This window comes from Bacillus sp. AY3-1 (genome assembly GCF_008368785.1).
GTDB classification, from domain to species: domain Bacteria; phylum Bacillota; class Bacilli; order Bacillales; family Bacillaceae_G; genus Bacillus_A; species Bacillus_A wiedmannii.
Map to the genome: position 1 here is coordinate 76,660 of NZ_QORZ01000032.1, position 10,018 is coordinate 86,677.

At 30.7% G+C, this 10,018-nt stretch carries 8 protein-coding genes and 1 pseudogene; 8 read left to right on the plus strand and 1 reads right to left on the minus strand.

Features of this window, described 5'->3' with window-relative positions; translation table 11 throughout:
* The first annotated feature begins 24 nt into the window (after nt 1-24).
* From DN389_RS26455 to DN389_RS29275, 3 genes and pseudogenes are all read left to right on the plus strand, one after another.
* Nucleotides 25-690, plus strand: a complete 666-nt coding sequence (locus DN389_RS26455) for a 4'-phosphopantetheinyl transferase family protein (protein ID WP_087986163.1) — start codon at nt 25-27, stop codon at nt 688-690.
* Between the two features lie 25 nt (nt 691-715).
* Nucleotides 716-1,438, plus strand: coding sequence for a thioesterase II family protein (locus tag DN389_RS26460; RefSeq protein WP_060488842.1), 723 nt, complete (start codon nt 716-718; stop codon nt 1,436-1,438).
* Between the two features lie 189 nt (nt 1,439-1,627).
* Nucleotides 1,628-1,699: pseudogene (locus DN389_RS29275) on the plus strand (SDR family oxidoreductase); the annotation flags it as partial.
* Between the two features lie 142 nt (nt 1,700-1,841).
* Here DN389_RS29275 and DN389_RS26470 read toward each other — a convergent pair.
* Nucleotides 1,842-2,984, minus strand: a complete 1,143-nt coding sequence (locus DN389_RS26470; protein ID WP_149237766.1) for an anion transporter — start codon at nt 2,982-2,984, stop codon at nt 1,842-1,844.
* Between the two features lie 799 nt (nt 2,985-3,783).
* Between DN389_RS26470 and DN389_RS26475 the strand changes: the two genes are divergently transcribed.
* The 5 genes from DN389_RS26475 (at nt 3,784) to DN389_RS26495 (ending at nt 9,567) form a co-directional block, all read left to right on the plus strand.
* Nucleotides 3,784-3,966: a YolD-like family protein gene (locus tag DN389_RS26475; protein ID WP_098190487.1), complete on the plus strand. Its 183-nt coding sequence runs from the start codon at nt 3,784-3,786 to the stop codon at nt 3,964-3,966.
* Nucleotides 3,967-4,552: 586 nt separating this feature from the next.
* Nucleotides 4,553-5,977, plus strand: a complete 1,425-nt coding sequence (locus DN389_RS26480) for an alanine/glycine:cation symporter family protein (RefSeq protein ID WP_149237767.1) — start codon at nt 4,553-4,555, stop codon at nt 5,975-5,977.
* A 124-nt stretch (nt 5,978-6,101) separates the two neighbouring features.
* Entirely contained in the window at nt 6,102-7,082 is a 981-nt protein-coding gene (gene glsA / locus DN389_RS26485) for a glutaminase GlsA (RefSeq protein WP_098090209.1), read from the plus strand.
* A 219-nt stretch (nt 7,083-7,301) separates the two neighbouring features.
* A complete protein-coding gene (locus DN389_RS26490) occupies nt 7,302-8,618 on the plus strand; it encodes an ATP-binding protein (RefSeq protein WP_098190489.1) in 1,317 nt (438 codons plus the stop codon).
* A gap of 4 nt (nt 8,619-8,622) precedes the next feature.
* Nucleotides 8,623-9,567, plus strand: coding sequence for a response regulator (locus DN389_RS26495; RefSeq protein ID WP_098190490.1), 945 nt, complete (start codon nt 8,623-8,625; stop codon nt 9,565-9,567).
* Nucleotides 9,568-10,018 lie beyond the last annotated feature (451 nt).

A 10,018-nucleotide genomic window follows, 5' to 3' on the forward strand; every position in this document is an offset into this window, starting at 1 on the left:
TGATTTATCATACAAATTCAAGCTGTGAAAATACCAAAGAATATTGAAAGTCATTTGTTTAAGCAACTTAGTAACTTAGTTTCAAATGAGAAGAAAGAACGAATGAAGCGTTTATTAAATTCATGCGACATTAATAGGACCCTGATAGGAGATTTACTAATCCGATCTCTAATCTGCCAAAAGTATAAAATTAATAATGAAGAAATTAGATTTATATATAATGAGTATGGAAAACCTTTTGTTGAAAATTTTTCTGACTTTCATTTTAATTTGTCACATTCAGGAGAATGGGTGGTTTGTACTACTGCTAATTTTAATGTGGGTATTGATATAGAAAAAGTTTCAGAAATAGAGGCTTTTAAATTAGCACATGAATTTTTTTCAGAGGAAGAATTTTATGAAATATCTAATATGAATTCTGATGAACAAATTAATTATTTTTATGATTTATGGACATTAAAAGAAAGTTATATAAAAACGATTGGAAAAGGGCTTTATACCCCGTTAAATTCATTCTCTATAAAAAAAGAGTCACGAACTTTAATTACATACAAGAATATACCTAAAAACTTTTACTTTAAACAATATAACATTGATCCAAATTATAAGATATCTGCTTGTGCAACAAGGAATGAATTTCCGCAAGAGATAATAATTAAAGACATTTATACAATTTGCCAAAATATATAAAAATTTGAAAGTAAGGAGAAAATCAATGCAGAAGACTAAACTTTTTTGCTTTCCACATGCTGGGGGATCTGCGTTTAGTTACGCAAAATGGAAAAATTACTTTAATCCATATATTGAGGTAGTCCCGATAGAGTTAGCTGGTAGAGGATATAGAATTGAAGAAAGTTTGCACCAAAGTATGGAAGAGGTGGTGAATGATGTCTATAATAATATCGTTATGCAGATAGATGATTCGCCATATATTTTATTTGGGCATAGTATGGGAAGTTTGATTGCCTATGAAGTAGCTAGAAAAATACAAGATTCTAAAAATGTATTGCCTAAATTTCTTGTTTTGTCCGGTAGAAATCATCCAAATAGTAAAATAAAAAATATTCGACATAATCTTTCTAATGAACAATTTAAAAGAGAAGTTATTGCAATGGGAGGTACACCATCTGGGGTACTTGAATCAGAAGAATTAATAGAGATTTTTCTACCTATTCTAAGAGCAGATTTTAAAATTGTCGAGACATATATTCATGACAATAATACACAACCATGTGATATTGATTTTCTTATATTTAATGCGGAAAAGGATGAGTATACTACATATGATCAAGTAATAAAATGGAAGCAATACACAAGTAAAACGTGTACTTTTCATTCTTTTGAAGGTAATCATTTCTTTCTAGATGAAAATATTGAAGAAATAGCAAATAGTATTATAAGAAAGTTAGATTCTAAAAGATTATCAAATAGTTTTTAGAGATTTTCTAACTATACTCATGGCTAAGAAACAAAAATATTAAAGATGAAAAATACAGGCATTGCTGAAATACCTTTGAACAAAGGCAGGGCAGTTTAAACGAACTGTTTAAAGGTAGGTGTTGATGGAATTTTAAGTGAAATATATGAAGTAACTTTAGTTTAAGTTGACTTTACCTGAAGGTGAAGCTTTCTTTCTTCATCAGACAGTCGTTGGATAACTGATGAGTTAATCGATGCAAGTAGCGAATCTTGCTTATAATGCTAATTGTAAATACTATGTACTTTAAAACCCAAAATTTCTCAATTTAATGTTGAGAAATTTTGGGTTTTTCATTACTTCAGAAAAGCAATAAAAAAACTATATGTTTTTATTATTCTAGTAGTAATCACTTTTTTCGAAATTATAGAAATTTAAAGATAAAGTATTGTATACATGTAAGTATGATTAAAAATGAAAAATTGTAAATGCTAAATTTAATTAAATACGCCTTGCTCTCTTTACCATTGGCCTGAATGAATAGTTTATAGGAGATTACACTGGCTAAAGATGCGATAATTGTTCCAAGCCCTCCAATATTTACTCCTAGTAATAAAGGTTTCCAATCAGAAGTAAAGTTTGATAGAAGAATTGAAGTAGGAAAATTGCTAATCAATTGACTCAAAAATATGGAACTAAAGAAGACTGAAGTATCTCCTATTAAATTAGCACGAGCAAATGTCTCCAGCGCAACAGAATGGGAAATGTTTCCGATAAAAATAAAAAAACAGACAAATGTTATTAGAAGAAAATAATCAATCTTAAATAGTAATTTTCTATCTAAAGTAAATGCTGCCATCAATGTGACTATTAGCGCAATGTAATAATTAATGACACCAAAAATAGATGCAATGATAGTGACAAGTATCAAAATCCATACTGTAGCTTTTTTTGGGTCTTTTACGGTAATAACAGGTAGTTCTATTTTTAAATCTGTTTTTCGAAGTTTTTGAGTAAATATAAATAACAAACTGATTCCAAGTACAGCTAAAAATAGGATTGAACCTAAAAATGGGATGAGCTTAATTCCGTAGTAAGAATATAGATACAAATTTTGTGGGTTCCCCATAGGCATCAAGCTACTGCCGATGTTTGCCGCAATTGTCTGCAGGATGATTGTATCCATCATGTTCATTTGTGTTTTTTTACTAATGACAAGTGTTATTGGTACAAAAGAGAGGAGAGCGACATCATTTGTTACAAACATGGAGCAAATAAAGCATAACAAAATTAGAATGATAGATATTGACCTGCTGTTATTGCATTTATTTAAAATAGCAACGGCAAGTTTGTCTAATATCTTTAGCTCTTCAAAAGCCTTAATTGCCACCATTAGATTAAATAAGCTAATTAACACTTCAAAGTTAATATATTCGACCCTTGGCGAATATATTAAGCAGCTTACAATTGCTAGTATCAGTGAAATGGTAAATACTATATCCTTTTTTAAAAATACAAATTTCATAAGGAGTCTTTTTTTATTTTGAACGAATACTATTTCTTTCACAATACACCACCTGTAATCTATGTTAGTAGAAGGAAACGCAAGGGAAATATACATTTAATAATAGATATCCAACAAATACCCTTATATTGCAATGAAATTAATAGCTTTTCTTATCAATTGGTTGTTCTATAATCTGAAACCTAAATAGATTAATATTAATAACGTTTTCAAAAAATAAGAATATGAGTAATTTTTTATTTGTGGCGCTGTCAAAAATCATGTTTTTGGATAACTCGATATTTCTAGAAAAGTGGATGCCACAAGGTCTTAAATAAGAGTTTTGTAATGTTTCATCCCTTCAACAAAATCCTTTTTTTGCTTAGTGCCTTTAATGTTATAAATATGTGCAATATAGACGAATCCCACTAGGGGGATTAATTGAGAAAACAAATGTTTTTTGTATGATACCATATATAAATTAAATGTTTTGTTTTTTGAATATTTGTATAATTATCTATCAATTTTTGATTTCAAATACTTTATCTGGATTTCTAAAAGAGAAAAAGTATGCATGTTTTTATGAGGAAAATAGAGGCTTTTCAAAGGTTAGGTAGAACAGAATCCGCGACGTTTGGATACTGTATAAAATTCACAAAATCTCAGTGTTTTTTAGATAAAAAAACTTAAAATATTTTTTGTTTTTATAAAAATCTGTACTTTTTCGTAACATTCTGTACTTTTAATTATAAATTAAAGACAAGGTTCTCTTAGTTGGATATTGAAAGCGCTTTATAGATTTTTCGTGAAGTTTTTACCTAGCCTATTTTTTTAGATTAGTAGTGAGAAGGGGGATATTTCCATGTTCTTAAGAAAATTAACAAAAAACCACTTAATCACTATTGATTATTATGAAACCGGACATTTACAAACGTGTAAGGGACGAGTTTGCAACCTTGATTTACACCAACAAATACTTTTTTTAATAAATGAAAAACAAAAAATGGTTAGTATATATTTATCTAAAATAAAAAAAATCTATTAATTATTTTCGTTGTTTATAGAAAAAATAGAATTAAAAGTGTCTGACATGTAGAAAATCCAAAAAAGTATTTTAAAGAAGATTTTACAGCAAAAGTTTGTAGACAAGTGAAGAGAGATTTATAAGTATTTAGAAGGGAGTACTACCAGAGCAGTTCATTGCTTTTCTAACAAGCATTAATGAAAAATTAAAAAAGTAAATTGTAGAATAAATGTGTGTGTGCAGTTGTTTTGTTTTTTGATAATTCGATTTATATATACGTGTAAGTAATAGAACGAGATAAAAACAATTATTATAATTAAAATTTCAATCACCGGTAAACGAAACAAACATAATAGTGCAACAGTATTAGTGGATAAGAATATTAGTTTTGCAGAAGGGGGGGAGAGCATCCGTGTGTATCGTTAAGTTCTTCGAAATTCCAGTTTTACGGTTACATGTTGTGATGTTTGCTTAAACAGGCCAATCCTATTAATATAGAAAATTGCTAACTTTGTTGTATTTGAATATGAATGAGGTATTTATGCTAGGGAATATAGGTGATTTTATATAGATTATGATATATAAATTTTGGATATGGAGTGATAATATGGAAAGGTTTTTTGTGGATTTAGTCGGCTCAACGAATGATTTCTTATGGTCCAAATTGTTAATTATTATGCTTGTTATTTGCGGAATTTATTTTACATTTAAATTGAATTTTGTACAGTTTCGAATGTTAAAAGAGATGGTCCGTGTGTTAATGGAGGGAAAAAGTAGTTCTAAAGATCAAATCTCTCCTTTTCAAGCGTTTTGTATTGGTATGGCAGCTCGCGTTGGAACAGGGAATATTACAGGAATTGCGATTGCGATTGCATTAGGTGGTCCTGGATCTGTATTTTGGATGTGGATTATTTCTATTATTAGCTCGGCATCCAGTTTTGTTGAAAGCACATTAGCACAGATATATAAAGTAAAAGATAAAACTGGTTTCCGCGGTGGCCCATCCTATTATATGGAAAAAGGGTTGAATAAACGTTGGATGGGAGTATTATTCTCTATTTTAATCACAATTACTTTTGGTCTAGTATTCAATTCAGTACAATCAAATACAGTTACAATTGCTTTTCAAAACTCATTTGGTACAGATCGTCTAACAGTTGGGATAATCATGGCCATTGCTTTCGCTGCGATTATCTTTGGTGGTGTACAACGTATTGCAAAAATGGCTGAATATAAGGTGGTATTTTTAGCGGTATTATACATTGGAGTTGCATTATTTGTTGTAGTTACCAACATATCAAAAATGCCGGAAGTTCTGTCTCTTATTGTTCAAAATGCATTTGGTTTTAAACAAATAGCAAGCGGTTCAATTGGTGCAGCACTTATGAATGGAGTTAAACGTGGTTTATTTTCAAATGAAGCTGGTATGGGAAGTGCACCAAACGTTGCCGCAACAGCAACAACAAGTCACCCGGTGAAACAAGGACTGATTCAAGCATTTGGTGTATTAACGGATACACTGATCATTTGTACTAGCACTGCCTTTATTATTTTGCTTTCTGATGCATATAAACAACCGGGGTTAAATGGTATTGCACTTACACAAGCAGCCTTAAGTGAACACATCGGTTCTTGGGCATCGGGTTGTCTTGCTATCTTTGTTTTTTTATTTGGATTTGGTGCGTTAATTGGCAACTATTATTATGGTGAAACAAATATTCGCTTCTTACATACAAGTAAAGTGTGGTTAATGATATACAGAATAAGTGTGTTGGCTATGATTGTATTTGGTTCTGTTGCAAAGATCCAAATTGTATGGGATTTAGCGGATTTATTTATGGGCTTTATGGTTATTATTAATTTAATTGCTATTACCTTACTTTCAAAAGTGGCATTTGCGGCGTTACAAGATTATATATATCAGAAAAAAGCTGGTAAAGATCCTATTTTTTATAAAGAAAACATTAAAGGGCTTAAAAATATTGAATGTTGGGATAATTATCAGAAAACTTCAAAAAAGAAAAGTGTGTAATAAGAAAGATATTCAGACTGCAATATGTCTGAATATCTTTCTTGGTTCTAGTGCAAATAGTATTGATGATATTAAAGAAAAAATTATTCTATATAAAGTTAATAGTACGGGGGAATATTGTTAAATGATAAAGGATTCTAGCGTTCAAGTTGAGGGTCAAGAAAAAGTTTGCTTAGATCAATGGGTAGCTCATTATCGAACGTATGCAGCTAAGGGACGAAGCGCCAGTTATATTCCAGCTCTGGGGGAAATAAATGTATCGCAGTTAGGTATTTGTATAGTAAAGCCAGATGGAACAATGATAAAGTCAGGAGATTGGGAGGTACCTTTCACATTACAAAGTATATCAAAAGTAATCGGTTTTATAGCCGCTTGTTTAAGTCACGGCATTTCTTATGTATTAGAACGAGTTGACGTAGAGCCAACTGGAGATGCCTTCAATTCGATTATTCGTTTAGAGATACATAAACCAGGAAAACCTTTTAATCCTATGATTAATGCTGGAGCGATTACGATAGCTTCACTTTTGCCAGGGACATCGGTGCAAGAAAAATTAGAATCTCTATACGTATTAATTGAAAAAATGATAGAGAAGCGTCCTGCTATTAATGAAATAGTATTTCAATCAGAATGGGAAACGGCTCATCGTAATAGAGCTTTAGCATACTATTTAAAGGAGAATGGTTTTCTAGAATCAGATGTGGAGGAGACACTAGAGGTTTACCTAAAACAATGTTCGATTGAAATAAATACAGAAGATATTGCCTTAATAGGACTTATACTAGCACATGATGGATATCATCCTATTCGGAAAGAACAAGTGCTTCCTAAAGAAGTAGCTAGGTTAACAAAAGCTTTAATGCTTACTTGTGGAATGTACAATGCTTCTGGCAAATTTGCCGCTTTCATTGGGTTACCAGCTAAAAGTGGGGTGTCCGGCGGAGTTATGACACTTGTTCCCTCAAAATCTAGGAAGGGTTTACCGTTCCAAGATGGATGTGGTATTGGTATTTACGGACCAGCCATTGATGAATATGGGAATAGTTTACCAGGAGTTATGTTGTTAGAACATATTGCAAAAGAATGGGATTTAAGTATATTTTAAAAAGGAGCACAGATATTTTGGTGTCAGAGCGAGTCCAAAAGTGTTCAGACCTTATAATGTGTCTGAACACTTTTGAGTTATAAAGTAAAAGAATGTAATGAATATTCACAATCTGTAATGCTTTCGTTTATACCTTATTTATCGGTTTTTGAAAAAATAGAGTAATTGTTGTATTAATGTAAATAGGTTTGTATACTGACTGTTAGGCGAAAGTGAGAAGTGATTATTTTGAATCTTAGTAATTTAGTAAAAAAAGACATCTATATTCTGGTTTTAATGATACTTACAGTACCTTTAGTAGGTGAAATAAAGTCATTTCCCTTAAATGAAACATTTAGAATGAGCTTTGGTGCACCAACATTTTTCTTTTTTTTGTTATTGTTTCGACGAGTTCCAGCATTTTTACCGGGTTTTTTAACAGCGATAGTCGTTGTAGTATTTCGTATCTTAATGGATGTCATTATAAAGGAAAATATGGATTGGCTAGCAGCTTTTCATACTCACTATCCTAGTTTTTTCTTTTATTTTACTTATTCGTATCTCTTTCATTTAGCAAAAATCAAACGGTTTCATCATCAACCACTAATGATTGGTTTTATTGGTTGCATTATTGAAATATTGTCAGACTGTGTGGAATTAATGATTCAATATTTCGTATTAAAAACATCGATCACATCCGAGGCAATAAATGAAATCATTGTTATCGCATGTTCCCACAGTTTTATAGTTCTAAGCTTTTTCAATATGATGAAATTGTATGAAGCGCAATCAAGGGAGAGACACATAAAGAAACAAAATGAACACATGCTTATGCTCATCTCTAATTTATATGAAGATGCTGTTCATTTAAAAAAAACATTACAGGATGCTGAGAATATAACAAAAAAATCCTATGATTTATATAAAACCTTAGACTCTTTTGAGCACAAACAGATGAATTTTCAGTTTGAGGATTTAAGGCAACAGGCATTACAAATTGCTGGTGAGGTCCATGACGTTAAAAAGGATAACCAACGCATTTTTGCGGGACTTTCAAAACTAATTTCTGATGAAAGTTTTACAGATTATATGTCTGTACATGAACTAGTAAACATCATTATACGGGCAAATACGAAATATGCACGGTTGCTAGAGAAAGACATCCAATTTGTGTATAAAATTGATGGTGTGCATCCTCATTATCATATTTACACAATCTTATCTATTATAAATAATATCGTTACAAATGCTGTAGAAGCTATCAAAGATATGGGAACCATTACAATTGACATTAATAAAGGCCATCATTTCGTTGAATTTCGAATAGGAGATAACGGTTCAGGTATTTCTTCAAAATATAAAGATTCAATTTTTGAGCCTGGGTTTACTTCTAAATATGATGATTTAGGCAATCCATCGACAGGCATCGGACTATCGTATGTTAAAGAAATGGTCGAACAACTTGAAGGTGATGTTATGCTTGAGGACAGAACCGAAGGAAAAGGATCGATTTTTATAATTAGATTAGGGATTGATCATATAATTTCGAAAGGGTGATTCTATGTATTTTTATATAGTAGATGATGAAAAAGCGGTTCGCTCAATGTTGGCTCAAATTATCGAGGATGAAGATCTTGGAGAGGTTATAGGAGAAGCTGAGGATGGTTTATCTTTAGAGCAACAAATGCTAATCCTTAATAATATAGACATTTTATTTATCGATTTGTTAATGCCGATTCAAGATGGAATAAAAACAATTCGTCAAATAAAACCTTCGTTTAAAGGGAAAATCATCATGGTCTCTCAAGTAGAATCAAAAGAATTAATTGCTGAAGCTTATTCGCTTGGCGTTGAATACTATATTATTAAGCCAATTAACCGGATTGAAGTATTAACAGTTGTTCAGAAAGTCATTGAACGAATTCGTTTGGAAAAATCGATAAAAAACATTCAAGAATCGCTTAATATGGTACTAAAATTGGATAGTGATTCAAGTACGCAAGAAAAATACCGTAATGAAAAACATTTAAATACTTTCAATCATTTTCAAAATTCCATTCATTTTCTTTTATCTGAATTAGGGATAGCCAGTGAAAGTGGAAGTAAAGATTTAATGGATATGCTAGATTATTTATATAAATATGAACAAGATAAAACGTTGGAACAAGGTTTTCCCTCACTAAAAGAGGTTTTTATGAATTTGGCTCAAAAAAAACTTGGGGATTCAGCTGAAGATGCCGAATTAAAAAGATTCATAGAAGCTTCCAAACAACGGATTCGGAGAGCCATTTATCAATCATTAAACCATTTAGCATCTCTTGGACTTACTGATTTTTTAAACCCGAAGTTCGAAAATTATGCTTCTAGATTTTTTGATTTTACTACCGTAAGGAGAAAGATGACAGAATTGAATAATGAGCCAACATTACCTGCTCGTATTGATACGAAAAAATTTATTCAGGTTCTTTATTTTGAAGCAAAACGAATACACTTGGAATTAAGGTGATAAACACTTGCTAATTATTATTTTCAATTGATAGATTGATAATTGTTTTAATGTTATTTGTTTTATATAGTTTTTCTAAGAGAGTATTTCTTTTTATTTTCCTTTATTTCATATTAGTTTTAAAATCAGAAAATTCCGTATCGATTCGGTAGAAGTTTACTAACTTAGAACAAAAGAATATGTATTTTTTATTTTTTTAACATTAATATTCATTTAAAAGAAACGAGTATTTCCACAATAATATATAAATACATAGTAAATTGAATTTAAAAAAAGATGCTATCTTCTAGAATCTTTTTTTCTTTAAGAAGAAAAATCATTGATACTTAAAAAATTTAAAAATCAAATGTGGCACTATAAATAAGGAAAATGGAGATAATTCCCTTTCTCTTATACACACCTCCGAGCCCATGTTCCTAGTCATAGCCTCTTTTGCGGCTATTACCTTTCA

Excerpts from the sequence above, each read along its gene's own strand:
- DN389_RS26475 (WP_098190487.1), top strand. The coding sequence starts at position 3,784 with ATGTTCTTAAGAAAATTAACAAAAAACCACTTAATCACTATTGATTAT.
- glsA (WP_098090209.1), top strand. The coding sequence starts at position 6,102 with ATGATAAAGGATTCTAGCGTTCAAGTTGAGGGTCAAGAAAAAGTTTGC.
- DN389_RS26480 (WP_149237767.1), top strand. The coding sequence starts at position 4,553 with ATGGAAAGGTTTTTTGTGGATTTAGTCGGCTCAACGAATGATTTCTTA.
- DN389_RS26460 (WP_060488842.1), top strand. The coding sequence starts at position 716 with ATGCAGAAGACTAAACTTTTTTGCTTTCCACATGCTGGGGGATCTGCG.
- DN389_RS26495 (WP_098190490.1), top strand. The coding sequence starts at position 8,623 with ATGTATTTTTATATAGTAGATGATGAAAAAGCGGTTCGCTCAATGTTG.